Here is a 25,541-nt window from a genome sequence, read left to right on the forward strand (position 1 = left end):
ACGGCCATGTACAAAATCCTGATTGCCGACGATCACCCACTGTTTCGCGAAGCGATCCATAACGTCATCAGCGACGGCTTCCCCGGCAGCGAAGTGATGGAAACCGCCGACCTCGACAGCGCCCTGGCATTGACCCAGGAACACGACGACCTCGACCTGATCCTGCTCGACCTGAACATGCCCGGCATGCATGGCCTCAATGGCCTGATCAACCTGCGCAACGAGGCGCCGACCATTCCGGTGGTGATCGTCTCGGCCGAGCAGGACAAGCAGGTCGTGCTGCAAGCCATCACTTACGGCGCCGTGGGCTTTATCACCAAGTCCTCGCCCCGCCTGCAAATGACCGAGGCGATCCAGCAGATTCTCAACGGCAACGTGTACCTGCCGCCGGACATCATCCGCACCCAGAAGCCCGGCACCCACCGGCGCCTCAACGAAAACCCCGGCTTCGCCCCCGAGCTGCTGCAAGCCCTGACGCGCAAGCAGTTGCTGGTGCTGGAGCGCATGACCAAGGGCGAGTCGAACAAGCAGATCGCCTACACCCTGGAGATTGCCGAGACCACGGTGAAGGCCCATGTGTCGGCGATCCTGCGCAAATTGAATGTGCATAACCGGGTGCAGGCGATCCTCAGTGCCGGGGATATCGATTTCGGCTCGTACCTGCGCCGCTGACCCGTCTGACACAACACAAATCAAAGGTGGGAGGGGGCTTGCACCCCCATGGCGGTGTATCAGTCCGTTATGATGTCGACTGACTCACCGCTATCGGGAGCAAGCCCCCTCCCACATTGGTTCTCCGTTTGTCAGGGCCCGCCGAGCAGGTGGCTCATGGCAGTCTTGAGCTTCATCGGACGTACCTGCGCCGCCAATCTTCCAGGCACAACACTGCTCAAATGTGGGAGGGGGCTTGCTCCCGATGGCGGTGCATCAGTCAGTCATGATGTCGACTGACCCACCGCTATCGGGGCAAGCCCCCTCCCACATTTTGATCTCCACTTGTGGGTATTTCGCCGTTCATTTGCCGAGCAGATGGCTCATGGCGGTCTTGAGTTTCATCGGGCGTACCGGCTTGTGCATCAGCGTGTGCCCCAACTCGCGAATTTGCAGCTTGAGTTCATTGCTGTAGTTGGCGGTGATCATCAGCGCCGGGATCGCGCGGCCGCGGCGTCCATTGATACGGGCGACGGCGTCGACGCCGTTCTGGTCGTCGTCGAGGTGGTAGTCGGCGATCAGCAGGTCGGCTTCGGCATGGTAGTTGTCCACCTGCCGTGCCAGGTCTTGCTCCGACAACGCGGTGATCACCTGGCAGCCCCAGCCTTCCAGTAAGGTGCGCATGCCTGCGCAGATCGCCGCGTCGTTATCCAGCACCCACACCCGTGCGCCTTGCAGGCGTTCGAGCATCGGTTCGCTCATGGCCAGCATTGGCAGCGACTTGGGCGCCGTGGCGCTCAACGGCACCTCCACCGAGAACATCGAGCCCTTGCCCGGCCAGGATTTGACGCTGATGCGATGACCCAGAATCCCGGCGATTTTCTCCACGATCGCCAGTCCCAGGCCCAACCCCCGGTCCTGATCGGGCCGCTGCACATCGCCACGCTTGAATTCCTGGAAAATCTCCTCCAACCGCTCCTCCGCGATGCCCATGCCGCTGTCCCACACCTGGATCGACAAACGCTGCTGCTGGCGGCGACAGCCCAGCACCACACGCCCCTTGTAGGTGTAGCGAATCGCATTGCTCAGCAGGTTGCGCAGAATCCGCGCCAGCAACTGAATATCGCTGCGCACCAGCGCCGAGCAGCCGACAAAATGCAACTCCAGGCCCTCGCTGCGGGCCAATTCGGTGTACTCGGTGGCCAGGTTGTCGAGCAGTTCACTCAGGGCAAACGGCGCGATGTCGGCCTTGATCACCCCGGCATCCAGCTTGGAAATATCCACCAGTGTGCCCAACAGGTTTTCCACGTCTTCCAGGGAGTTGCTCACGTTGCGCACCAACGTTTCGCTGGGCCGCTCCAGCAGTGCGCTGGTAAACAGGCGCGCCGCGTTCAAAGGTTGCAGCAGGTCATGGCTGACGGCGGCGAGGAATTTGGTTTTCGACAGGTTGGCCTGTTCCGCCTCCAGTTTGGCTTCACGCAGGCGCGACTCCACACGCCGACGCTCGTCAATCTCCTGCAATAACTGGTCGTTGAGCGCGGTCAGTTCCGAGGTGCGCTGGGCGACGCGTTGTTCCAGGTGCTGATAGGCCTGGTGCAGGGCTTCGGCGGTACGGCGGCGTTCGGTGATGTCGCGGATCAGCACAAAGATCCCCACCACTTCGCCGCTGGCCAGCATATTCGGCACATAGGAGCGCAGCATGTAGCGCTCCTGGTTATTGATGTTGGTCTCGGCGAATTCAAAGGTCACGCTCTCCCCCGCCAGGGCGCGGGCGACGTAGGCATCCAGGCGCTGGCAGTGCTGCTCGCTGTGGACTTCGCGCAGGCTCTGGCCGAGCATCATGCCGCGTGGCCAGCAATACCATTCTTCATAGACTTTATTGGTGAACTCGTAGACCAGGTCGGCATTCAGGTAGCCGATCAGGGCCGGGACGTTATCGGTGATCAGGCGAATCCAGCGTTCGCTTTCCTGGGCCTTTTGCGCCGCCGCCTGTTCGCCGCGCAGGGTTTCGGCGCGCAGCCGGGCGTTGATCAGCAAGTGGTTGCTGGCCTTGAGTTCGGCCATCGCCTGGTTCAGCGCGTCGGTGCGTTCGCGCACCTGCTCGGCCAGCACCACCGAATGCTGAAAGGTGGTGTACGGGTTATTACCCTGGGCCATGCCGGACTCGATGCGCTCGATCAGCGCCGCGTTGATCCGTGCCAGCTTGTGGTTGTCCTGTTGCAGCTGGGCAACCTGGGCGAGCAGTTCAGCGCCGGCCTCGGGCAATGGCGACCCCGGTGAAGGTCTGGTTGATATGCATGCCATTGAACTGTTCTCCGTAGGTGTTGAAACCCATCACCCGCTGGTCACGCAGGAAACCGCCGATCTGTTCCAGATTGCCTGAGTCTTCCAACTCCAGGCGGCGCAGGAAGCAGTCGCAGCCGATGGTCAACAGCAGATCGCCAAGGCGCGCTTGCAGGCCGTCGAACAGGGTTTGCAGGTTTGGCAGGATCGGTCCGGGCTTCATCACGGTGAGGACGATGCCGTTTTCCACCGCGCAGTAGAAACTCAGGCTGAGGTCGTCGTGCACTTGCTGGATCGCGCGCACGTAGTACTGGTCGTGGATGCGCACCGCCAGCGGGTGCGCGGCGAAGACGCGGTGATCGAGGTCGGCCACGGCCACGCCGATATGCCGCGCGTACTCTTCGGCGGCGGGTTCGGCGTTAAGCTCGAAGACCCGGCGTGACGGACTGTCGGCGCCGGTCACCACCAGCTTTTCACTGCGCGGCAGGATGTGGTGGGTGGTGAACACCTCGAAATCCAGCCAGGTATTGACCAGCACCACCACCGCCGCGCCGCTGTGGAAGGCGCCGTTGAAGTACACGTGGGTGTGGGTGAGGAAGTTGTCGTCGCCGGCCGAACCGCCGAAATGCGGAATGTCGCCGAGCGCCGCGCTGAGGGCGGCGAGCACCACTTCTTCGCGGCTGGACAGGCCATCGAGCAGGGTCAGGGCGAAGGTGTTGCCCTTGATCGGCGCCAGGGTATTGCTGCGGCAACCGCCGACCAGACGTTCGACCATCTGCTGGGCGTCGATCAGGCTGAAGTGTTCCACCTGGTCGATCAGCTCCGTGGCGATGGAAAAGTGCGCGTGGTTGAAGCCCATCGCCGTAATGCAATTGCGGCCATAGCCTTGGGGCGTGATCTCGCCGGCGCTGGTGCAGCCCACCACGCGCACGTTGCCGAAACACTCCTGCAGGGCGCGGCCCAGGGCCTGCAAATCGTAGGACGCCGAGCAGAAAAACAGCACGAAGCCCAGGTATGGATGCAACAGTTGCTGCGCCAACTCCTCGGCGGCCTGCCCGGCATCGCTCGCCTGGGACATCGCGCTGACTACGCCTTCGCTGTTATGCATCGTTGCCTCCCCCTCTGAGGCATGAGTGTACGAAGGGCGGAGGGTGGGACCTATGCTACTTGGGTACTGGGTGGGGGGATGCGATGGGATGAATCGCTCAAAAACAAGGGAGATTCAAATGTTGGACTGCATTTCAAATTCACAGCAAAGCGTTCACAAGCATTCCAGCTGCAACCACTACACACAGGCTGGCAAACCCCACCTGCAAGGTGCGTGCGGCAATCACCGAGCACAGGCGCCGGCCGATCAGCATGCCGACGATGCTCGCCACGATAAACACCCAGCCCACGGGTTCGATGCGCACACCGGCATGGAACGCGCCGGCCACGCCGATCAGCGAAATCAGGCTGATCACCATCAGCGACGTGGCGACGATGCCGCGCATCTGCACGTCGGTGAGTTGCTTGAACGCCGGTACGATCAGAAAGCCGCCGCCCACCCCGAGCAACCCCGAGACGGCCCCCGTCACGGCGCCCAGTGCGGCCAGGGTGGCACTGCATTTGGCGGTCCAGGCCAGGCGCCCGGTCTGTTGATTGAGCATGCAGTTCTTCTGGCCCCAGGACGCCGCGCCATGGTCACTCGGCCCGGCCTCAAGCTTTTCGCGCTGCAACATGCGCCAGGCCACAAGCACCATCAGCGCACTGAACAGGCCCATCAGCACCGGCTCCGGCAACTGGTGGGCGAGAAACACCCCCAGCGGCGAAAACAGCGCGCCGAGCAAGGCGATCAACAGCGCGGCGCGGTAACGCACCAGGCCGTGGCGTAACCCGTCAATCGCCCCGACGGCTGCTGCCGCGCCTACCGCAAGCAACGACACCGGCGCGGCCTGAGTCATCGTCAAGCCCAACCCCAACACCAGCGCCGGCACCCCGAGGATGCCGCCGCCCGCGCCGGTCAGGCCCATGACCAGGCCCATCAACATCCCCAACACACTGGCCAGCAGCATTTAATCCACCTTGCTCAGACGGGTCAGCCACTCGCGGCCCTTGAGCATGCCGTTCCAGTAGAACCACGGCAGCCAGGTGGCCTTGAGAAACCACATAGAACGCCGCGCCCGGGTCGGGTCGAGGGGAAAGGTCGGCAGCAGCTTGCCGCCGTAACCGAACTCGGCCAGCACCACCTTGCCCTTCTCCACCGTCAGCGGGCACGAACCGTAGCCGTCGTACTTGAGTGGCAGCGGCGCCTGTTTGCGCAGGGCCAGCAGGTTTTCGGCGACCACCACGATTTGCTTGCGCACCGCGGCGGCGGTCTTGGCGTTGGGGGTGCCGCACACATCGCCCAGGCCGAAGATGTGCGGGTAGCGCAGGTGTTGCAGGCTGTGGGGGTTTACCTCGCACCAGCCGGCAGCGTCGGCCAACGGGCTGTGGCGGATGAAATCCGGCGCGACTTGCGGCGGCACCACGTGCAGCAGGTCAAAGGTTTTTTCCTCCAGCGTGACGTTGCCCTCGGCGTCCTTCACCTCGAACCAGGCCTTGCGCGCCGGGCCATCGACCTTGACCAGACTGGCGTTGAACGCCAGGCGCGCATGGTATTTCTCCACGTACTTCATCAACGGCGGCACAAAGGTCGCCACGCCGAACAGCGCCGCGCCGGCCAGGTTGAATTCGACGTCGATGTGCTTGAGGTCGCCCTGCCTGAGCCAGTGATCGCAGGACAGGTACATGGCCTTTTGCGGCGCACCCGCGCATTTGATCGGCATGGCCGGCTGGGTAAAGATCGCCTTGCCGCGCTTCAACTGCTGCACCAGCTGCCAGGTATACGCGGCGTGCTCATAGCTGTAGTTGGACGTGACCCCGTTGCGGCCCAACGTGTCTTCCAGGCCCTCGACTTTCTCCCAGGCCAGGCGCAGGCCGGGGCAGACGATCAGGTTGTTCCAAGTGACGCGCTGACCGCTGTCGAGCACCAGGGTGTGCTCATCCGGCAGCAACTCGGTAACGGCAGCCTGCACCCAGGTGACGCCATTGGGCAGCACGTCGGCCAGGGGACGCCGGGTCTTTTCCAGGTCGTAGGCGCCGCCGCCGACCAGGGTCCAGGCCGGCTGGTAGCAGTGATGATCGCTGGGTTCGATAAGGGTGATGTTGAGGTCGGGGTCGCGCTTGAGCAGGCTGGCCAGCAGGCCGATGCCTGCCGAACCGCCGCCGATGACGACGATATCGCCACTGATGGTTGGCCCCCAGTGTTGGTCGGTCATGGTCTATTGCCTTTTATCGTCAATGCACACAAGGGTCGCTGCCGTATGGCGTCACGCCCAGCTTTTTATCACCGCGCCGCAGTAAAGACCGGACAGTGTCTTCATCACTTGGATCACTTCATGGCTGGCCAGCCCGTAGAAGATGTACTTGCCTTCGCGACGGGTGGCGACCAGCCCTTCGTCACGCAGGATGCCCAACTGCTGTGACAGCGTGGGCTGGCGTACGCCGGTCATGGTTTCCAGCTCGCCGACGTTGCGCTCGCCCTGGGTCAACTGGCACAGGATCAACAAACGATCCTCATTGGCCAGGGCCTTGAGCAAGGCACAGGCCTTGGACGCCGACGCGCGCAACTGGGCGACTTCGCCTTCACTCAGAGTAGATTCCATTTGCCTCGGGTCCTTTGCGTCACTTAAGCTCAAAACATTATGTGTAAATGTAAAGTGATTGTAATCACTTTTTTCAACATCAGGGGCAGCCGTCATGTCAGCGTTGATTCATTCCTTTCTGGACGAGGCGTCGTCGACCTACACCTACGTCGTCTATGAAACGGACGGCGGCCCGTGTGCCATCGTCGATTCGGTGCTCAACTACGACCCGGCCTCCGGGCGCACCGACACCGTTCAGGCCGACAAGGTCATTGCCTTTGTGCGTGAGCACGGCTTGCAGGTGCAATGGCTGCTGGAAACCCACGCCCATGCCGACCACCTGTCGGCCGCGCCGTACCTGCGCCGCACCCTGGGCGGCAAGATCGCCATCGGCCAAAGCATCAGCAAGGTGCAGGACGTGTTCAAGCATCTTTTCAACCTGGAGCCGGAGTTTCGCGTCGATGGCTCGCAGTTCGACCACCTGTTCGCGCCGGATGAAATCTTCCACATCGGCACCATCAAGGCCCAGGCCCTGCACGTGCCCGGGCATACCCCGGCGGACATGGCCTACCTGATCGACGACCGCTTGATCCTGGTGGGCGACACCCTGTTCATGCCCGATGTCGGCACCGCCCGCTGCGACTTCCCCGGCGGCGATGCGCGCCAGCTGTATGCGTCGATGCGCAAGCTCTTGGCCTTTGCCCCCGATACCCAACTGTACGTGTGCCACGACTACCCGCCCGAAGGCCGCGAGGCCAAATGCCTGACCACTGTGGCGGAGCAGCGCGCGGGCAATATCCATGTGCATGACGGAGTGGATGAAGCGGCGTTCGTGGCGATGCGCACCCAGCGCGATGCCGGGCTGGGGATGCCCACGCTGTTGTTGCCGGCGATCCAGGTGAATGTGCGGGCCGGTCATATGCCGCCAGCGGAGGAGAACGGGGTGGTGTACTTGAAGATTCCGTTGAACCAGCTCTAAAGCCGTCCTGCCTGGTGTCCATGCCATTCCATGCTCCGGGGGTGCTGCGCAGGTGTGATCAGGCTACGGCAAATTTCGACACGATCTGCTTGAGGTCCACCGCCAGCCTCGACAGTTCCTGGCTGGCGATCGAGGTCTGGCCGGCCGCCGAAGAACTCTGGATGGAAAGATCACGGATGCTGATCAGGTTCTGGTCCACCGAACGGGCCACGTGGGCCTGTTCCTCGGAGGCCGTGGCGATCAACAGGTTGCGGTCATTGATATCGGTAATGGCTTCGGTGATCTGAGTAATCGCCAGGCCCGCTTCATGGGCAATCTTCAAGGAGTCCACCGCTTCGTTGCGGTTGAGGGCCATGGAAGACACCGCTTCGCTGGAGCACGTCTGGATTTTCGCGATCATCTGCTCGATTTCCTGGGTCGAGGTCTGCGTTCTGTGGGCCAGGGCCCGCACCTCGTCGGCCACCACCGCAAAGCCCCGGCCCTGCTCCCCTGCCCTGGCGGCTTCAATGGCGGCGTTCAAGGCCAGCAGGTTGGTTTGCTCGGCAATCGAGCGGATCACTTCAACCACCCGGGCAATATCCTGGGCCTGCCTGGCCAGCCCTTCGACTTCGACGCCGGTCTGCTGCACCGTGGCGCTGAGTTTCTCGATGGAGGCGATGGTTTGCGTCACACGCTCCTGGCCCACTTTGGCCGAGCGTTGGGAGTCCTGGGTGGACTGGGACGCTGACACCGCATTGCGCGCCACTTCTTCAACTGCTGCCGTCATTTGGTTAACCGCCGTGGCGGCCTGATCGGTTTCCATGCTTTGGCGTTCAATACCGGCACTGGACTCGCGGGTGATGGCGCTCATCTCCTCCGCCGCCGCCGCCAATTGCCCGGACGCCTCGGAGATGTGCTGCAAGGTACTTTTCAGGTTCATTTGCATGGACGCCGTGGACCGTTGCAACGCGGTCAACTCGTCATTGCCATTGATGGCAATCGCCACGCGCAGATCGCCGTCGGCAATCTTGCCGGTCGATACCAGCAATTCACGCACCGGAGTAATGATGCTGCGAGTAAACAGGCTTGCTACCACGACGGTGATCAGCAAGGAGGCGGCCATCAATATCCAGGTGAACAGACGCGCCGCGTCATATTCGCTGGAAGCCACCTGCACCGCCGCCTTGGAGCCCCGTTCATTCAACGCGATCAACTCGCTGATGGAACGCTGCACATCCAGGGCAATCGGCCCGTTGACTTCGCGCAGGTAGGTCGACATCTGTTCAGCGGACAGGGTGGAGGCTTGCGCAAGAAATTCGTCCATCTTCTGGCTGTAGTTCTTTATGCCGGTTAAGGCGTCGTTGTACTTGGCCTGTTCTTCGGGGCTCGAGACTAAAGGCCCATAACGCTCGGCAACATCGAGGGCTTCCGTACGGGTCGCCTTGAGTTTTTCCAGGGAGGCCGGATCCTGGCGGCTGATATCCATGACATAACGACGTAGATCGAGACGAAGTTTATAAAAGGCCGAATCTATTTCACCCGCCAAACGAATACTGGGGAGCCAGTTAGTTTCGATTTCAACCGTCGACGAATAGACCTTATCGACTTTTATCAGGGTCATTGCGCCTTGTATCAGCAGCAAAAGGCACACCAGGCCAAAACACAGTGTGGTACGGAAGTTCAACTTCAAGGCTCTCATGGACATCGCGGCTTACCCCTTTCCTGGGCCGCGAACTTCACGGCCTGATGGAGGCCAATGTGTTGAAATGCTTGTGAAAAATACGTGACCGCTGATGCAATTTTTCATTAACCAAAAATAAAAAGCCCGCCCTGATTATTACTTGGCTAACTATCAGGATCAGCGGTGCAGCCCCCTATTGAGATCAAACCATTAATCCACCCGGCGGCAATGGCAGCGCCGTCTTGTAGCGCACTTGCTTGAGGGCAAAGCTCGAGCGGATGTTGGCGACACCCGGCACCTTGGTCAGAAAGTCCATCATGAAACGCTCCAGCGACTGGATCGTCGGCACCAATACCCGGATCAAATAGTCCGGGTCGCCGGCCATCAAGTAGCACTCCATCACCTCGGGCCGGTCGGAAATCGCGCCTTCGAACTGCTGCAACGCCAGCTCGTTCTGCTTTTCCAGGCTCACATGGATAAACACGTTGACGTGCAGCCCCAGCAAATCGGCGTCGAGCAGGGTGACTTGCTCGCGAATCAGGCCCAGTTCCTCCATCGCCTTGACCCGGTTGAAACAGGGTGTGGGCGACAGGTTGACCGAGCGGGCCAGGTCGGCGTTGGTAATCCGCGCATTCTCCTGCAGGGCGTTGAGAATGCCGATATCGGTACGGTCCAGTTTGCGCATGAGACAAAATCACCTGTTTATTATGTTTATGCAGGTTTTTTATCCGCAAATGATCGCGGGCGCAATAAAACACAGATAAATATTCTTCTACGCCACGCCTATGATTGTTGTAGGACAAGATTTCTCTTACCCGGAGACTGACTGTCAGCTAGCGCGCCCACTACAAGAAATTCACAAGATCGAGCGTAGAAAGCCATGAATCAGCCGTATGCCCCACTGCGCCTGCACGTTCCCGAACCCTCGGGCCGCCCAGGCTGCAAGACCGACTTTACCTACCTGCGCCTGACCGACGCAGGCACCGTGCGCAAACCCGCCATCGACGTAGAACCCGCCGACACCGCCGACCTGGCCAAGGGCCTGATCCGCGTGCTCGACGACCAGGGCCAGGCCTTGGGGCCATGGGCCGAAGGGGTTCCCGTTGAAGTCCTGCGCAAAGGCATGCGCGCCATGCTCAAGACGCGGATCTTCGACAACCGCATGGTGGTCGCCCAGCGTCAGAAAAAAATGTCGTTCTACATGCAAAGCCTTGGCGAAGAAGCCATCGGCAGCGCCCAGGCCCTGGCCTTGAACATCGACGACATGTGCTTCCCCACCTACCGCCAGCAAAGCATCCTGATGGCCCGCGACGTGCCGCTGGTGGACCTGATCTGCCAGCTGCTGTCCAACGAGCGCGACCCGCTCAAGGGCCGCCAGTTGCCGATCATGTACTCGGTCAAGGATGCAGGCTTCTTCACCATCTCCGGCAACCTCGCCACCCAATTCGTACAGGGTGTGGGCTGGGGCATGGCCTCGGCGATCAAGGGCGATACCAAGATCGCCTCGGCCTGGATCGGCGACGGCGCCACCGCCGAATCCGACTTCCACACCGCCCTCACCTTCGCCCACGTGTACCGCGCCCCGGTGATTCTCAACGTGGTCAACAACCAGTGGGCCATCTCCACCTTCCAGGCCATCGCCGGTGGTGAAGCCACCACCTTCGCCGGACGCGGCGTCGGCTGCGGCATCGCCTCCCTGCGCGTGGACGGCAACGACTTTATCGCGGTGTACGCCGCCTCCGCCTGGGCCGCCGAGCGTGCGCGCCGCAACCTCGGCCCAACCCTGATCGAATGGGTCACCTACCGTGCCGGTCCGCACTCCACCTCGGACGATCCGTCCAAATACCGCCCCGCCGACGACTGGAGCCACTTCCCGCTGGGCGACCCGATTGCCCGCCTCAAGCAGCACCTGATCAGGATTGGCCAGTGGTCCGAAGAGGAACACGCGGCAGTCAGTGCCGAACTGGAAGCCGAGGTGATCGCCGCGCAGAAACAGGCCGAACAGTACGGCACCCTGGCCGGTGGCCAGATCCCAAGCGCCGCGACCATGTTCGAAGACGTCTATAAAGAGATGCCGGAGCACTTGAAGCGCCAGCGTCAGGAGTTGGGGATCTGACATGAACGATCACAACAACAGCATCGAATTGGAAACCGCCATGACCACCACTACCATGACCATGATCCAGGCCCTGCGCTCGGCCATGGATGTGATGCTTGAACGTGATGACAACGTGGTGGTGTTCGGCCAGGACGTCGGTTACTTCGGCGGTGTATTCCGCTGCACCGAAGGCTTGCAGACCAAGTACGGCAGCTCGCGGGTGTTCGACGCACCGATCTCGGAAAGCGGCATCATCGGCGTGGCCGTGGGCATGGGTGCCTATGGCCTGCGCCCGGTGGCCGAAATCCAGTTCGCCGACTACGTCTACCCCGCCACTGACCAGATCATCTCCGAAGCGGCGCGCCTGCGTTATCGCTCGGCCGGCCAGTTCACCGCGCCCTTGACCATGCGCATGCCCTGCGGCGGCGGCATCTACGGCGGCCAGACCCACAGCCAGAGCATCGAAGCGGTGTTCACCCAGGTCTGCGGCCTGCGCACGGTGATGCCGTCCAATCCCTATGACGCCAAGGGCCTGCTGATCGCCTCCATCGAAAACGATGACCCGGTGATCTTCCTTGAACCTAAACGCCTGTACAACGGCCCGTTCGACGGCCACCACGACCGCCCGGTAACACCGTGGTCGAAACACCCGCAAGCCCAGGTGCCGGACGGTTACTACACGGTGCCGCTGGACGTGGCCGCCATCGTGCGCCCTGGCTCGGCTGTCACTGTGCTGACCTACGGCACCACTGTGTATGTGTCGCAGGTCGCCGCCGAAGAAACCGGCATCGACGCCGAAGTCATCGACCTGCGCAGCCTGTGGCCGCTGGACCTGGACACCATCGTCAAATCCGTGAAGAAGACCGGCCGTTGCGTGGTGGTGCACGAAGCCACCCGCACCTGCGGCTTTGGTGCCGAGTTGGTGGCGCTGGTGCAGGAGCATTGCTTCCACCACCTGGAAGCGCCGATCGAACGCGTCACCGGTTGGGACACCCCCTACCCGCACGCGCAGGAGTGGGCGTATTTCCCAGGCCCGTCCCGAGTGGGCGCGGCGTTGAAACGGGTCATGGAGGTCTGAATGGGCACGCACGTTATCAAGATGCCGGACATTGGCGAAGGCATCGCGGAAGTTGAATTGTCGCAGTGGCATGTGAAGGTCGGCGACATGGTCGTCGAAGACCAGGTGCTGGCGGATGTGATGACCGACAAGGCGATGGTGGACATTCCCTCGCCGGTCCATGGCAAGGTGATTGCCCTCGGCGGCGAGCCGGGTGAAGTCATGGCGGTGGGCAGTATCCTGATCAGCATTGAAGTAGAAGGTGCGGGCAATGCCAAGGACGTGCCCGTGGTGGCGGAGCCGGTGAAAGCGGCTGCCGTTGTCGAGGCCAAGCCGGCACCGATGGTCGAAAGCAAGCCCGCACCGGTGGCAGCCGCACAGGCCCCCGTGGCCCGCGAGGCCGACGAACGCCCCCTGGCTTCCCCCGCCGTGCGCAAGCATGCGCTGGATGCCGGGATTCAACTGCGTCTGGTGCAGGGCTCCGGCCCAGCCGGGCGGATCCTGCACGAAGACCTCGAGGCCTACCTGCAACAAGGCGCGTCAAAAGCTTCGACGGCCGCCAACCCTTACGCCGAACGCAACGACGAAGAACAGATCCCGGTGATCGGCATGCGCCGCAAGATCGCCCAGCGCATGCAGGACGCCACCCGGCGTGCCGCGCATTTCAGCTATGTGGAAGAGATCGACGTCACCGCCCTCGACGAGCTGCGCGTGCACCTCAACGAGAAGCACGGCGCCACGCGCGGCAAGCTGACGTTGCTGCCGTTTATCGTGCGCGCCATGGTCGTGGCGTTGCGGGATTTCCCGCAGATCAACGCGCGCTACGACGACGAAGCCCAGGTCATCACCCGCCTCGGCGCGGTGCATGTGGGCGTCGCCACCCAGAGCGACATGGGCCTGATGGTGCCGGTGGTGCGTCACGCCGAAGCCCGCAGCCTGTGGGGCAACGCCGAGGAAATCGCGCGCTTGGCCAGCGCCGCGCGCAATGGCAAGGCCAGTCGCGATGAACTGTCCGGTTCGAGCATTACTCTGACCAGCCTGGGCGCCCTGGGCGGCATCGTCAGCACCCCGGTGCTGAACCTGCCGGAGGTGGCCATCGTCGGCGTCAACCGCATCGTCGAGCGGCCGATGGTGATCAAGGGCCAGATCGTGATCCGCAAGATGATGAACCTCTCCAGCTCCTTCGATCACCGCGTGGTCGATGGCATGGACGCGGCGCAATTCATCCAGGCCATTCGCGGCCTGCTCGAACAACCCGCCAGCCTGTTCCTGGAGTAAGGGCATGACCCAGACATTGCATACCACGCTGCTGATTATCGGCGGCGGCCCTGGCGGTTATGTGGCCGCCATTCGTGCCGGCCAGCTGGGCATCCCGACCATCCTGGTGGAAGGCCAGGCGTTGGGCGGCACCTGCCTGAACATCGGCTGCATTCCGTCCAAGGCCTTGATTCACTTGGCCGAGCAGTTCCAGCAAACCGTGCACCACAGCCAGGGTTCCCGGCTGGGAATCGAGGTGGATGTGCCGACCCTGGACATCCGCAAAAGCGTGGAATGGAAAGACGGCATCGTCGACCGCCTGACCACCGGTGTCGCTGCGCTGCTTAAAAAGCACAAAGTGCAGGTGATCCATGGCTGGGCCAAGGTGGTAGACGGCAAGACCGTCGACGTCGGCGACCAGCGCATCCAGTGCGAACACCTGTTGCTGGCCACCGGATCGAAAAGCGTCAACCTGCCGATGCTGCCGATCGGCGGGCCGATCATCTCCTCCACCGAAGCCCTGGCGCCAACCCGCCTGCCCAAGCGCCTGATTGTGGTGGGCGGAGGCTACATCGGCCTGGAGCTGGGGATTGCGTATCGCAAGCTCGGCGCCGACGTGAGTGTGGTCGAAGCTCAGGATCGTATCCTGCCGGCCTACGACGCCGAGCTGACGCAACCGGTGCACGAATCGCTCAAGCAGTTGGGCGTGAAGCTGTACCTCAAGCACAGCGTGACGGGTTTCGAGCACAACAGCCTGCAAGTACGCGATCCGAATGGCGACACGTTGTCGCTGGCGACGGACCAGGTGTTGGTGGCCGTTGGTCGCAAACCCAACACCCAGGGTTGGAACCTTGAGGCGCTGAACCTGGAGATGAACGGCGCGGCGATCAGGATCGACAGCCGCTGCCAGACCAGCATGCGCAATGTGTATGCCATCGGCGACCTGAGCGGCGAGCCGATGCTCGCCCACCGAGCGATGGCCCAGGGTGAAATGGTTGCCGAACTGATCAGCGGTCAACACCGCGAATTCAACCCGGCGGCGATCCCGGCGGTGTGCTTCACCGACCCGGAACTGGTGGTGGTCGGCAAGACGCCCGATGAAGCCAAGGCCGCCGGCCTGGACTGCATCGTGTCGAGCTTCCCGTTTGCCGCCAACGGCCGCGCGATGACCCTCGAGTCGAAAACCGGCTTCGTGCGGGTGGTGGCGCGACGGGACAATCACCTGATTGTTGGCTGGCAAGCAGTCGGCGCCGGCGTGTCCGAGCTGTCCACCGCCTTCGGCCTGAGCCTGGAAATGGGCGCGCGCCTGGAAGACGTGGCCGGCACCATCCACGCCCATCCGACGCTCGGCGAAGCGGTGCAGGAAGCGGCGTTGCGTGCGCTGGGCCACGCGTTGCACCTGTAAATAAACACCCCCTGTAGGAGCGAGCTTGCTCGCGAAGAACCTGAGGGCGCCGCGTTCATTCTGGTTTGACGCGTTATCGTTGACGATTTTCGCGAGCAAGCTCGCTCCTACAAGGGACGCGGGGGATGCGAACGGGCCCGGGAATGAAGTATTGTTGCGCCCATTCAGAAAAAAACCGACTTGACCAAAGATAGAGGGTGTCATGGGTAACGAAAGCATCAATTGGGACAAGCTGGGTTTTGACTACATCAAGACCGACAAGCGGTTTCTCCAGGTCTGGAAAAACGGCGAATGGCAAACCGGCACCCTGACCGACGACAACGTGCTGCACATCAGCGAGGGCTCTACCGCCCTGCACTACGGCCAACAGTGCTTCGAAGGCCTCAAGGCCTACCGCTGCAAGGACGGCTCGATCAACCTGTTCCGCCCGGACCAGAACGCCGCGCGCATGCAGCGCAGCTGCGCCCGCCTGCTGATGCCGCACGTCCCGACCGACGCGTTCATCGACGCGTGCAAGCAAGTGGTCAAGGCCAACGAGCGATTCATCCCGCCGTACGGCAGCGGCGGCGCGCTGTACCTGCGCCCGTTCGTGATCGGCACCGGTGACAACATCGGCGTGCGCACCGCGCCGGAGTTCATCTTCTCGGTGTTCTGCATCCCGGTCGGCGCCTACTTCAAGGGCGGCCTGGTGCCCCACAACTTCCAGATCTCCACCTTTGACCGCGCCGCGCCACAGGGCACCGGTGCCGCCAAGGTCGGTGGCAACTACGCCGCCAGCCTGATGCCGGGCTCGGAAGCGAAGAAATCCGGTTTCGCCGATGCGATCTACCTGGACCCGATGACCCACTCGAAAATCGAAGAAGTCGGCTCGGCCAACTTCTTCGGGATCACCCACGACAACCAGTTCATCACACCGAAGTCACCTTCGGTGCTGCCAGGCATCACCCGCCTGTCGCTGATCGAACTGGCCCAGACCCGCCTGGGCCTGGAAGTGGTCGAAGGCGAGGTATTTATCGACAAGCTGGATCAGTTCAAGGAAGCCGGTGCCTGCGGGACTGCGGCAGTGATCTCGCCGATCGGCGGTATCCAGTACAACGGCCAGTTGCATGTGTTCCACAGCGAGACCGAAGTCGGCCCGATCACCCAGAAGCTCTACAAAGAGCTGACCGGCGTGCAAACCGGCGACGTCGAAGCGCCAGCGGGTTGGATCGTAAAAGTCTAAGCCAGTAACACCGCAAAACCCTGTGGGAGGGGGCCCCCTCCCACATTTGCTCTCCGGTGTATTCAAGATTCTTTCGGGATATTCTCGTCAATCTTCTTGCCCATGCTGATCCTCGGCTCCACCCCATACCCCAGCGCCTCATAGAACCCCACCACCGCCTCATTGCCACCGGTGATCTGCAGGTTGATCTTCATGCAGCCCAGGGCCGTCAGTACCTGTTCCGCATGCCGCACCAGCGAGGAACCGAGGCCATGACGCCGATAGCCCGGGTGCACGGCCACCGAGTACAACCAGCCGCGATGACCGTCGTAGCCGGCAAGCACCGTCCCGATAACAGTCTTTTTGTCCGTCGCCACAAAAAACAGCCCGTCATTGACCGCCAGTTTCTTATCGATCGCCAGGGTCGGCAGGTTATGCGCCGTGTCATACCCAAACGCCTCCTGCCATAACGCCACCACTTGCCCACGTTGCTGGCGGTCGCGATACGGACCGATGGGATGGCGCGACAACAGCGCTTTTTCCATCACCAACGTGCGCTCATTGCCGTGGTAGACGTCACGTACCGTGTGAAAACCCAGCTTGGTGTAGAACGGCTCGGCGGTCAGCGAGGACGGCACACTCAGCGTCGTCACCCCCGCTTCCCGCGCCCGCAGTTCGATTTCAATCATCAGCAACCGGCCAATGCCCTGCCCTTGCAGCGTCGGGTTGACGAACACCGAACGCACCACATTGGCATCCAGGGCCGCCGTGGCGACGATCACCCGGTCCTGGACCGCCACCAGCACCACACGGCGCTTGAGCAGGTCGAGCACAGCGTCCGGGGTGAAGTTGCTGGCCACCCGGGCAATCACATCCGCCGGATAGTCCCGCGCATTGCTGCTGTGCAAGGCCGCCAGGATGACCAGGCTGATCCCTTCGGCATCGTCGGATTGGGCAAGACGTACGACGGTAGACATGATTCCTCCTGGCTGACGGCGTTATTACAGTGGCCACTGTACCAATGTAGGAGGGGGCTTGCTCCCGATGGCGGTGTGCCAGTTGATGGATTGAGTGACTGATATACCGCAATCGGGGGCAAGCCACCCTCCCACATTTTGACCGCGCTCCAGCTCCCACCGCCGATTCGGCTGCCTCACCCCCCTTTTCAGCTTTCCCGGCTGAGCCGCCCCTTGGTTTCAGCCGGGATTCCCCTGCCACAGCGAACAAAATAGCCCCACTGCTCAACCCCATGGATTCGTGCACCCATGCAAACCACCAACACCGTCCTGATGATTCGCCCGGCGCGCTTTGCCTTCAACCCGGATACCGCGATCAACAACCGTTTCCAACGCCCACCCCTCGACCCGCTCAGTGCACAGCAGAAAGCGCTGGAAGAGTTCGACGGCTATGTCGACACCCTGCGCCGGCACGGCGTGGAAGTGCTGGTGGTGCAAGACACTCCGGCGCCCCACACACCCGACTCGATCTTCCCCAACAACTGGTGGAGCAGCCACGCCGACGGCAGCCTGGTGCTGTACCCGATGGAAGGCCAGAACCGCCGACTGGAACGTAACAAAGGCGTGCTGCAAGTGCTGGAGCAGCGCTTTGCGATCAAGGACACCATCGACCTCAGCCACCTCGAACAACAGAACATCTTCCTCGAAGGCACCGGCAGCATGGTGCTCGACCGCCAGCACCGCATCAGCTACGCCTGTCACTCCGGGCGCACCCACCACGACGCGCTGCGCCAGTTTGCCGAACGCCTCGACTACCGGCTCTGCGTCTTCCACGCCGTCGACCGCCACCACGCACCGATCTACCACAGCAACGTGATGATGAGCGTCGGCCGCGACCTCTCGGTGGTGTGCCTGCAAGCGCTGCCCGACGCCGACGAACGCCAGGCCCTGGAACGCTCGCTGCGCGACACCGGCAAAGACATCCTCGGCCTCGACTTCGACCAGCTCGAAGCCTTCGCCGGCAACATGCTCGAAGTCCACGACCGCGACGGCCAGCCGCTGCTGGTGATGTCTGCCAGTGCCTGGGGCGCGCTGCAACCGGCCCAGCGCCGGCATGTGGAGCGCCACACCCGGCCGGTGGTGGTGAACATCGACAACATCGAACGCATCGGCGGCGGCAGTGCCCGCTGCATGCTGGCAGAAGTGCATCTGCCCGCCCGTCCCTCATTTCAATAAGGAGTCTTGCCATGACCCGCTATATCGACGTCAACGACCTCAGCTATCTGGTTTCGCAAAAAGGCCTGCACACCTGCATCACCGAGATGGCCGAGTACATCCGCGCCGACTACCTGCGCTGGCAGGACTTTGAGAAATGCGCACGCCTGGCCAACCACTCGCCGGATGGCGTGATCGAGTTGATGCCGGTGTCCGACGCCTCGCTGTACGCCTTCAAGTACGTCAACGGCCACCCGAAGAACACCTTGGCCGGCATGCTCACCGTAATGGCCTTTGGTGCCCTCGGTGACGTCGACACCGGCAAACCGGTGCTGCTGGCGGAAATGACCCTGACCACTGCCATTCGTACCGCCGCCACGTCGGCCCTGGTGGCCCGCTACCTGGCCCGCGCCGCCAGCCGCAGCATGGCGTTGATCGGCAACGGCTCCCAGAGCGAATTCCAGGCCCTGGCCTTCCACGCCATGCTCGGCATCAACGAGATCCGCCTGTTCGACATCGACGCCAAGGCCACCGCCAAGCTGGCAGCCAACCTCAAGGCGTTCCCGGCAATCAAGGTGATCCTGGCCGGCAGCGTGGCCGAAGCGGTCAAAGGCGCGGACATCGTCACCACCGTCACCGCCGACAAGGCCTACGCGACCATCCTCACCGACGACATGATCGAGCCCGGCATGCACCTCAACGCCGTGGGCGGCGACTGCCCGGGCAAGACCGAACTGGACCGCCGCATCGTCGAGCGCGCCCGTGTGATCGTCGAGTACGAACCGCAAAGCCGCATCGAAGGTGAAATCCAGCACATGCCGGAAGACTCGCCGGTGACCGAGTTGTGGCAGGTCATCAACGGCCAGGTCGCCGGCCGCGAGCATGAGCGCCAGGTCACCCTGTTCGACTCGGTGGGCTTTGCCATCGAAGACTACTCGGCCCTGCGCTATGTGCTGGACGTGGCCAAGGCCCTGGGTGTCGGCAGCGAACTGGAACTGGTGCCGGACCTGGCCGACCCCAAGGACTTGTTCGCACGCCTGGCCCAACAGCCTCGTGCACAGCACAAAAAGCGCGCCTGAGACCGCTCTGGCCTGCCCCTTTGCGCCAAGGGCAGGCCGGATTTCCAGGACTGAAAAGCCGATTCATAGGGTGCTACAGCCGATTCCGCTGCATTACGTGTTTTAACAGCGCAATTTGCGCTTTGAGCGCGGGGTAAACGACACAAAAAACGCACCATCATGAAGCATTCTGAGCCCGACCAAAGCGTCACAGAATGAATGCACGCTGCACCCTTTTTACTGCCCTGACATCAATTACAAAATATAGGGACCGACACATGACTCCACTGCGATCACTCTTCGCTGCGTTGCTGTTGCCACTGTGCGCCAGCGCCGCCCACGCCCAGGATTGGAAAGAAATCCGCTTCGGCGTATTCCCCGAGTACCCCCCGTTTGAATCCGTGGCCGCCGACGGCAGCCTGCAAGGCTTCGATATCGAGTTGGGCAACGCGATCTGCGCCAAGCTCGAGGTCAAATGCACCTGGGTGCACAACGAATTCGACGGCATGATCCCGGCCCTGCGCGCGCGCAAGTTCGACGCGATCATGTCGTCCATGGCTGTAACCCCGGCGCGCGAGAAAGTCATCGACTTCACCGACCGCCTGTTCCTCAGCCCCACGTCGGTGATCACGCGCAAAAACGCCGACTTCGGCGGCACCCCGGAATCGTTGAAAGGCAAACAGGTCGGCGTGCTGCAAGGTTCGTTGCAGGAAGCTTATGCCCGTGCACACCTGGCCAGGCTGGGCGCGCAGATCAAGGCGTACCAGTCCCAGGAACAGAACTACGCCGACCTGCAGAACGGCCGTCTCGACGCTACCCTGACCGACAAGCTCGAAGCCCAGCTCAACTTCCTGTCCAAGCCTGAAGGCGCCGACTTCAAGACCGGCCCGGCCTTCAAGGACCCGACCCTGCCCCTGGACATCGCCATGGGCCTGCGCAAGAACGACCAGGACTTGCGTGCGCTGATCAACAAGGGCATCGCCGCCGTCCAGGCCGATGGCACCTACGCACAGATCCAGAAGAAATACTTCGGCGATCAAGACATCTACAACGAATAAGCCAACACAATCCCTTGTGGGAAGGGGCTTGCTCCCGATAGCGGTGGGTCAGTCAATACAGGTGTCGACTGGCACGCCCTCATCGGGAGCAAGCCCCCTCCCACAGGGGTATGTCTGCGCCCTTTAGAGATCTCCCCATGAACGAACTCCTCAACCTGCAAGGCTACGGCCCGATGCTCGCCCAGGGTGCCTGGATGACGGTCAAGCTGGCGCTCCTGGCGCTGGCCCTGAGCCTCGCCCTGGGCCTGATCGCCGCCGGCGCCAAACTTTCCAGCGCCCAATGGCTGCGGGTGCCGGCCACGCTGTACACCACGCTGATCCGCAGCGTGCCGGACCTGGTGCTGATCCTGCTGATTTTCTACAGCCTGCAACTGTGGCTCAACGACCTGAGCGAAGTGTTCGGCTGGGACTACTTTGAAATCGACCCGTTTACCGCTGGGGTCATCACCCTGGGGTTTATCTACGGCGCGTATTTCACCGAGAACTTCCGTGGCGCGATCCTCAGTGTGCCGGTCGGCCAACTCGAAGCCGCCACCGCCTACGGCCTGAGCCGCTGGCAGCGTTTTCACCTGGTGCTGTTCCCGCAGCTGATGCGCTTTGCCCTGCCGGGCCTGGGCAATAACTGGCTGGTGCTGCTCAAGTCCACGGCGCTGGTGTCGATCATCGGCCTGTCGGACCTGGTCAAGGCCGCGCAGAACGCCGGCAAGACCACCAACGAGCCGTTGTACTTCCTGATCCTCGCGGGCCTGGTGTACCTGGTGATCACCACCCTCTCCAACCGCATCTTCAAGCGCCTCGAACGGCGCTACAACCTCGGCATCAAGGGGATGGCGCGATGATCGAACTGTTCCAGCAATACGGCCTGGCCTACCTGTTCAGCGATGGCACCGGGTTGTCCGGCGTTGCCATGACCTTGTGGCTGTTCATTATCTCGGTGGTGCTGGGTTTTTTCCTCTCGATCCCCCTGGCGCTGGCCCGCGTGTCGGAACACTTCTGGCTGCGCTGGCCGGTGGAGGTCTACACCTACCTGTTCCGCGGCACGCCGTTGTATATCCAATTGTTGATCTGCTACACCGGGCTGTACAGCCTGGAGGTGGTGCAGGACAACGCCCTGCTCAACCAGTTTTTCCGCAATGCCCTCAACTGCACCCTCCTGGCCTTTGTGCTCAACACCTGCGCCTACACCGTGGAAATCTTCGCCGGGGCGATCCGCAACATTCCCCACGGCGAACTCGAAGCGGCCCGCGCCTATGGCCTGCACGGCTGGCGCCTCAACCTGTTTGTGGTGGTGCCTGCCGCACTGCGCCGCGCGCTGCCGGCCTACAGCAATGAAATGATCCTGATGCTGCACGCCACGTCGCTGGCGTTTACCGCCACCGTCGCCGACATCCTCAAGGTGGCGCGCGATGCCAATGCCGAGACGTTCCTGACGTTCCAGGCCTTCGGCATCGCCGCCCTGCTCTACATGCTGCTGTCCTTTGCACTGGTGGGCCTGTTCCGACTGGCCGAACGTCGCTGGATGCGTTTTCTTGTTCCTACCCGAGGCTAACCCATGAATCAGTCCGCGCAGGTCCTGGCCACTTATCCTGTCGATGTACCCGTTACCCAGGCGACAACTGCTGCCGTCAAGCTGCAGGTCGAAGGCATCCATAAACGCTACGGCGAACACGAAGTGCTCAAGGGCGTGTCCCTCAACGCCCGCAATGGCGACGTGATCAGCCTGATCGGCGCCAGCGGCTCGGGCAAAAGCACGATGCTGCGCTGCATCAATTTTCTCGAACAGCCGGACGCCGGCGTCATCACCCTGGACGGCATCAGCATCGAAATGCGCCAGGGCCGCGCCGGCGTCCGTGCGCCGCACCAGGAACAATTGCAGAACCTGCGTACGCGCCTGGCCATGGTGTTCCAGCACTTCAACCTGTGGAGCCACATGACCGTGCTGGAAAACATCACCATAGCCCCGCGCCGGGTGCTGGGGGTAAGTGCCGCCGAAGCGGAAAAACGCGCGCGCACGTACCTCGACAAGGTCGGCCTGCCGGGCCGCGTGGCCGATCAGTACCCGGCGTTCCTGTCCGGCGGCCAGCAACAGCGCGTGGCCATCGCGCGGGCCCTGGCGATGGAGCCGGAAATCATTCTGTTCGATGAACCCACCTCCGCCCTCGACCCCGAACTTGTAGGAGAAGTCCTCAAAGTCATACAGACGTTGGCTGAGGAAGGTCGTACCATGCTGATGGTCACCCACGAAATGGGCTTTGCCCGCCAGGTGTCCAGCCAAGTGCTGTTCCTGCATCAGGGCCGAGTCGAGGAACAAGGCGGCGCCGAGATCCTCGACCACCCCAACAGCGAGCGCTTGCAGCAATTTCTTTCCAACCGTTTGAAGTGAAACCCATGGATACCAAGGCCAACGGACCCCATACCTCCCCTGCGCTGGATCGCATCGATGAGGCGATCATCGAAGTGCTGCGCCACCAGGGGCGTATCACCTATGAAAAGCTCTCGTCACTGGTGCACCTCACCCCCAGGCCCTGCCTGGAGCGGGTGCGCAAGCTGGAGCGACGCGGGGTGATTCGCGGGTACGGCGCGATCATCGATGTACAGATGGTCTCGCCCGGACTGTCGCTGCTGGTGCTGGTGGCCTTGTCCAACCAGAGCGGGCGCTCGGCGCAAAAGGCCTTCGAAGCCTGTATGAAGGCGTGCCCCCAGGTGTTCGAATGCCAGCTGATCAGCGGGCCGTTCGACTACAGCCTGCGCATGCGCTGCCGGGACATGGAGCACTACCGGGTGGTATCGGAGATCTGGCTGAACAATGATGAGTTGCACATCGATAAGTTGGTGGCACATCCGGAGTTGGCGGTGGTGAAAAATACCGCCATCGAACTGGCCTAGATCCTCAAACACTGGAAATCCAATGTGGGAGGGGTTTGCCCCTCCCAGATTTTTAACCGCGCCCGCTTGAAATACGCTTGCCGAGCTTGGTACCAATCATCTTCGCCTGCCCATCCTTCTGCTTCCCCGTACGTGCCTCGCTGATCAACCCCGGGATCAACTTGCCCTCCGGCAGATTCTTCCAGAACCGGCTCGGCAAGTGCCCTTCCATCACCTTGGGGTTCAACCGCGCCGGGTTGAAGATATGGCTGTAGTACGTCAGCCACATCGCACTGTGGGGATCTTCGACATTCTGCGCCAGCTGCTGCCAGGCCTCAGGGCATTGGCGTTGATGAATCAACTGTTCGCCATCGTAATAAACCCCATCCAACGGCGTGGCGATCATCCAGCGATGGCGCCCCATGCGCCCGACAAAATGCTGGCTGGCGCTCTTGAGAATGTCATGGGCCGGCTCATGCCAGGCCACGTACTCCGGCAACTCGGGCCCTGCCCCTGCCGGCAAGGCGATAAAGCGCACAAACGCATGCAGATGATGGGCCTCGCGGCTGACCTGCTTGATGCGCCGCTGCAGCTCAGTGCCGAGTTTATCCCCCGCCAGCATCGCGGTGCGGTCGCCATGGCTGACGCGCCAGAGCACTTCGTACAACAGGCTCCAACGCTGGTCGCCGTGGTAGCAGGCGGCCGACTCCAGCAACTCCAGCAGCGCCTTGGGAATGCGCGCCTGGAACGGCCCCAAGCCTGCGGGGATCGGCTCATCGGTCGCAAACAGATCCGCCGCCTGCATCTCGCCCCAGCTGACCTGGCTGGGGTCGACCTGATGGCTGAGCAGCCAGCGCGCCTGTTCGCGCCAGGTGCTGAAAAGGTTGTCGCATTCCAGGCTGATCATCCCCACAACCCCATCTGCTGCGGCTGCGGGCGGTCGCGCAGTTGCTCGCGCAGCAGCACGCTGGTGCTGTCCGCCTGTTGCGGGTGGTAGTCACTGGTGATGAAAAACGGCTTGGCCTTGGCCAGCACACAGCGCATGCGCGCCAGGTCTTCAAAGCGGATCTTGCGTTCGCGGCGCAGGTCCACCAGGCGCTGGGTGGTGCGCAGGCCGATCCCTGGGATGCGGGCGATCAAGGTCGGCTCGGCGCGATTCAGGTCCAGGGGGAATACCTCGCGGTGCTCCAGGGCCCAGGCCAGCTTGGGGTCGATGTCCAGGGCCAGGTGGCCGGGGCCTTCGAACAGTTCGTTGGCACTGAAGCCGTAGCTGCGCAGCAGGAAATCCGCCTGGTACAAGCGATGCTCGCGCATCAACGGCGGCGCGGCCAGTGGCACGCTTTTCGGGCTGTTGGGGATAGGGCTGAAGGCCGAGTAATACACGCGGCGCAGCTTGAAGTTGCCATACAGCGCCTCGGCACTGTGGAGGATGGTGCTGTCGTCGGTCTCGTCGGCGCCGACGATCATCTGGGTGCTCTGCCCGGCCGGGGCGAAACGCGGTGCGCGGGGTTCGTTCAGGACCGTCTGCTCGCCGGTGTAGATGGTCTGCATGGCCTGCTTGATCGAGACGATCTGTTTTTCCGGCGCCAGGGTTTGCAGGCTGGCATCGGTGGGCAGTTCGATATTCACGCTGAGGCGGTCGGCATAGCGCCCGGCCTCGGCAATCAGCGCCGGGTCGGCTTCGGGGATGGTCTTGAGGTGGATGTAACCGCGAAAGTCATGCTCTTCGCGCAGCAGTTTGGCCACCCGCACCAACTGCTCCATGGTGTAGTCGGCCGAACGAATGATGCCGGAGCTGAGGAACAGCCCGCTGACGCAGTTGCGCTTGTAGAAATCCAGGGTCAGGGTGACCACCTCCTCCGGGCTGAAGCGTGCACGGGGCACGTCGCTGGAGCGGCGGTTGACGCAGTATTGGCAGTCGTAGAGGCAGAAGTTGGTGAGCAACACCTTGAGCAAGGATACGCAGCGACCGTCCGGCGTGTAGCTGTGGCAGATGCCCATGCCATCGGTGGAGCCCAGCCCCGCCTTGCCTTCGGAACTGCGCTTGGGCGCGCCGCTGCTGGCGCAGGAGGCGTCGTACTTGGCGGCGTCGGCGAGGATGCTGAGTTTTTCGATCAACTGCATGGAAGGCTA

Annotated in this window: 24 protein-coding genes and 1 pseudogene; 14 read left to right on the top strand and 11 right to left on the bottom strand. The window is 62.3% G+C overall.

Features of this window, described 5'->3' with window-relative positions; genetic code table 11:
* Window positions 1–6: 6 nt before the first annotated feature.
* Window positions 7–672, top strand: coding sequence for a response regulator transcription factor (locus tag Q8X51_RS05830; protein ID WP_010209341.1), 666 nt, complete (start codon window positions 7–9; stop codon window positions 670–672).
* Window positions 673–1,014: 342 nt separating this feature from the next.
* On the opposite strand, the gene Q8X51_RS05835 is transcribed toward Q8X51_RS05830, so the two are convergent.
* From Q8X51_RS05835 to Q8X51_RS05855, 5 genes are all read right to left on the bottom strand, one after another.
* Window positions 1,015–2,955: a PAS domain-containing hybrid sensor histidine kinase/response regulator gene (locus Q8X51_RS05835; RefSeq protein ID WP_407694337.1), complete on the bottom strand. Its 1,941-nt coding sequence runs from the start codon at window positions 2,953–2,955 to the stop codon at window positions 1,015–1,017.
* Window positions 2,897–4,042: a nitric oxide-sensing protein NosP gene (gene nosP / locus Q8X51_RS05840; protein ID WP_065926981.1), complete on the bottom strand. Its 1,146-nt coding sequence runs from the start codon at window positions 4,040–4,042 to the stop codon at window positions 2,897–2,899. The genes Q8X51_RS05835 and nosP overlap by 59 nt, the downstream gene beginning before the upstream one ends.
* A gap of 139 nt (window positions 4,043–4,181) precedes the next feature.
* Complete coding sequence (locus Q8X51_RS05845) at window positions 4,182–4,988, bottom strand: sulfite exporter TauE/SafE family protein (RefSeq protein ID WP_223013576.1); 807 nt, start codon at window positions 4,986–4,988, stop codon at window positions 4,182–4,184.
* Window positions 4,989–6,233, bottom strand: a complete 1,245-nt coding sequence (locus tag Q8X51_RS05850; protein ID WP_407694338.1) for an NAD(P)/FAD-dependent oxidoreductase — start codon at window positions 6,231–6,233, stop codon at window positions 4,989–4,991.
* A 51-nt stretch (window positions 6,234–6,284) separates the two neighbouring features.
* Window positions 6,285–6,620 (bottom strand): ArsR/SmtB family transcription factor, encoded by a 336-nt coding sequence (locus Q8X51_RS05855; RefSeq protein WP_017527038.1) that lies wholly within the window; start codon window positions 6,618–6,620, stop codon window positions 6,285–6,287.
* A 94-nt stretch (window positions 6,621–6,714) separates the two neighbouring features.
* Between Q8X51_RS05855 and Q8X51_RS05860 the strand changes: the two genes are divergently transcribed.
* Complete coding sequence (locus Q8X51_RS05860; RefSeq protein WP_315872184.1) at window positions 6,715–7,578, top strand: MBL fold metallo-hydrolase; 864 nt, start codon at window positions 6,715–6,717, stop codon at window positions 7,576–7,578.
* Between the two features lie 58 nt (window positions 7,579–7,636).
* Here Q8X51_RS05860 and Q8X51_RS05865 read toward each other — a convergent pair whose 3' ends face one another.
* On the bottom strand, window positions 7,637–9,262 hold the full coding sequence (locus Q8X51_RS05865) for a methyl-accepting chemotaxis protein (RefSeq protein ID WP_137212475.1): 1,626 nt from the start codon (window positions 9,260–9,262) through the stop codon (window positions 7,637–7,639).
* 178 nt (window positions 9,263–9,440) lie between these two features.
* A complete protein-coding gene (locus tag Q8X51_RS05870; protein ID WP_027606189.1) occupies window positions 9,441–9,923 on the bottom strand; it encodes an Lrp/AsnC family transcriptional regulator in 483 nt (160 codons plus the stop codon).
* A 195-nt stretch (window positions 9,924–10,118) separates the two neighbouring features.
* Between Q8X51_RS05870 and Q8X51_RS05875 the strand changes: the two genes are divergently transcribed.
* Genes Q8X51_RS05875 through lpdA form a run of 4 tightly spaced genes read left to right on the top strand, consistent with a single transcriptional unit; the run spans window position 10,119 to window position 15,055 of the window.
* Window positions 10,119–11,354 (top strand): 3-methyl-2-oxobutanoate dehydrogenase (2-methylpropanoyl-transferring) subunit alpha, encoded by a 1,236-nt coding sequence (locus tag Q8X51_RS05875; protein ID WP_065923800.1) that lies wholly within the window; start codon window positions 10,119–10,121, stop codon window positions 11,352–11,354.
* 1 nt (window position 11,355) lies between these two features.
* Window positions 11,356–12,414 carry an alpha-ketoacid dehydrogenase subunit beta gene (locus Q8X51_RS05880; protein ID WP_065884833.1) on the top strand — a complete coding sequence of 353 codons (1,059 nt, stop codon included), beginning with the start codon at window positions 11,356–11,358 and terminating at the stop codon, window positions 12,412–12,414.
* The gene (locus Q8X51_RS05885; RefSeq protein WP_065923799.1) at window positions 12,415–13,671 is read left to right on the top strand and encodes a dihydrolipoamide acetyltransferase family protein; all 1,257 of its coding nucleotides are present in this window, start codon (window positions 12,415–12,417) and stop codon (window positions 13,669–13,671) included. It abuts the gene before it with no gap.
* Between the two features lie 4 nt (window positions 13,672–13,675).
* Entirely contained in the window at window positions 13,676–15,055 is a 1,380-nt protein-coding gene (gene lpdA, locus Q8X51_RS05890; protein ID WP_407694339.1) for a dihydrolipoyl dehydrogenase, read from the top strand.
* Between the two features lie 12 nt (window positions 15,056–15,067).
* Here the strand turns inward: lpdA and Q8X51_RS05895 are convergent.
* Window positions 15,068–15,154, bottom strand: a pseudogene (locus tag Q8X51_RS05895) (outer membrane lipoprotein carrier protein LolA); the annotation flags it as partial.
* A 103-nt stretch (window positions 15,155–15,257) separates the two neighbouring features.
* On the opposite strand from Q8X51_RS05895, the gene Q8X51_RS05900 reads away from it, so the two are divergent.
* Window positions 15,258–16,277 carry a branched-chain amino acid aminotransferase gene (locus Q8X51_RS05900; RefSeq protein ID WP_065940198.1) on the top strand — a complete coding sequence of 340 codons (1,020 nt, stop codon included), beginning with the start codon at window positions 15,258–15,260 and terminating at the stop codon, window positions 16,275–16,277.
* Window positions 16,278–16,339: 62 nt separating this feature from the next.
* Here Q8X51_RS05900 and Q8X51_RS05905 read toward each other — a convergent pair whose 3' ends face one another.
* Window positions 16,340–17,233 carry a GNAT family acetyltransferase gene (locus Q8X51_RS05905; protein ID WP_407694340.1) on the bottom strand — a complete coding sequence of 298 codons (894 nt, stop codon included), beginning with the start codon at window positions 17,231–17,233 and terminating at the stop codon, window positions 16,340–16,342.
* A gap of 288 nt (window positions 17,234–17,521) precedes the next feature.
* Between Q8X51_RS05905 and ctlX the strand changes: the two genes are divergently transcribed.
* From ctlX to Q8X51_RS05940, 7 genes are all read left to right on the top strand, one after another.
* Window positions 17,522–18,448 (top strand): citrulline utilization hydrolase CtlX, encoded by a 927-nt coding sequence (gene ctlX / locus Q8X51_RS05910; RefSeq protein ID WP_065948429.1) that lies wholly within the window; start codon window positions 17,522–17,524, stop codon window positions 18,446–18,448.
* Window positions 18,449–18,459: 11 nt separating this feature from the next.
* Window positions 18,460–19,506, top strand: coding sequence for an ornithine cyclodeaminase (locus tag Q8X51_RS05915; protein ID WP_407694341.1), 1,047 nt, complete (start codon window positions 18,460–18,462; stop codon window positions 19,504–19,506).
* 257 nt (window positions 19,507–19,763) lie between these two features.
* Window positions 19,764–20,543, top strand: a complete 780-nt coding sequence (locus tag Q8X51_RS05920) for an ABC transporter substrate-binding protein (protein WP_065923794.1) — start codon at window positions 19,764–19,766, stop codon at window positions 20,541–20,543.
* Between the two features lie 137 nt (window positions 20,544–20,680).
* Entirely contained in the window at window positions 20,681–21,382 is a 702-nt protein-coding gene (locus tag Q8X51_RS05925) for an ABC transporter permease (RefSeq protein WP_027606180.1), read from the top strand.
* Complete coding sequence (locus Q8X51_RS05930) at window positions 21,379–22,092, top strand: ABC transporter permease (RefSeq protein WP_065923793.1); 714 nt, start codon at window positions 21,379–21,381, stop codon at window positions 22,090–22,092. Before Q8X51_RS05925 ends, Q8X51_RS05930 begins: the two co-directional genes overlap by 4 nt.
* A gap of 3 nt (window positions 22,093–22,095) precedes the next feature.
* Window positions 22,096–22,926 (top strand): ABC transporter ATP-binding protein, encoded by an 831-nt coding sequence (locus Q8X51_RS05935; RefSeq protein WP_407694342.1) that lies wholly within the window; start codon window positions 22,096–22,098, stop codon window positions 22,924–22,926.
* A 5-nt stretch (window positions 22,927–22,931) separates the two neighbouring features.
* A complete protein-coding gene (locus Q8X51_RS05940; protein ID WP_053138651.1) occupies window positions 22,932–23,429 on the top strand; it encodes an Lrp/AsnC family transcriptional regulator in 498 nt (165 codons plus the stop codon).
* 52 nt (window positions 23,430–23,481) lie between these two features.
* Here the strand turns inward: Q8X51_RS05940 and Q8X51_RS05945 are convergent, their stop codons facing one another.
* Entirely contained in the window at window positions 23,482–24,315 is an 834-nt protein-coding gene (locus Q8X51_RS05945) for a TIGR03915 family putative DNA repair protein (RefSeq protein ID WP_065923791.1), read from the bottom strand.
* Window positions 24,312–25,532 carry a putative DNA modification/repair radical SAM protein gene (locus tag Q8X51_RS05950; protein ID WP_027606175.1) on the bottom strand — a complete coding sequence of 407 codons (1,221 nt, stop codon included), beginning with the start codon at window positions 25,530–25,532 and terminating at the stop codon, window positions 24,312–24,314. Before Q8X51_RS05950 ends, Q8X51_RS05945 begins: the two co-directional genes overlap by 4 nt.
* Between the last annotated feature and the right edge of the window lie 9 nt (window positions 25,533–25,541).

Origin of the sequence: Pseudomonas sp. Yb2C2 (assembly GCF_052112325.1) — a bacterium.
Classification (GTDB): domain Bacteria; phylum Pseudomonadota; class Gammaproteobacteria; order Pseudomonadales; family Pseudomonadaceae; genus Aquipseudomonas; species Aquipseudomonas marginalis.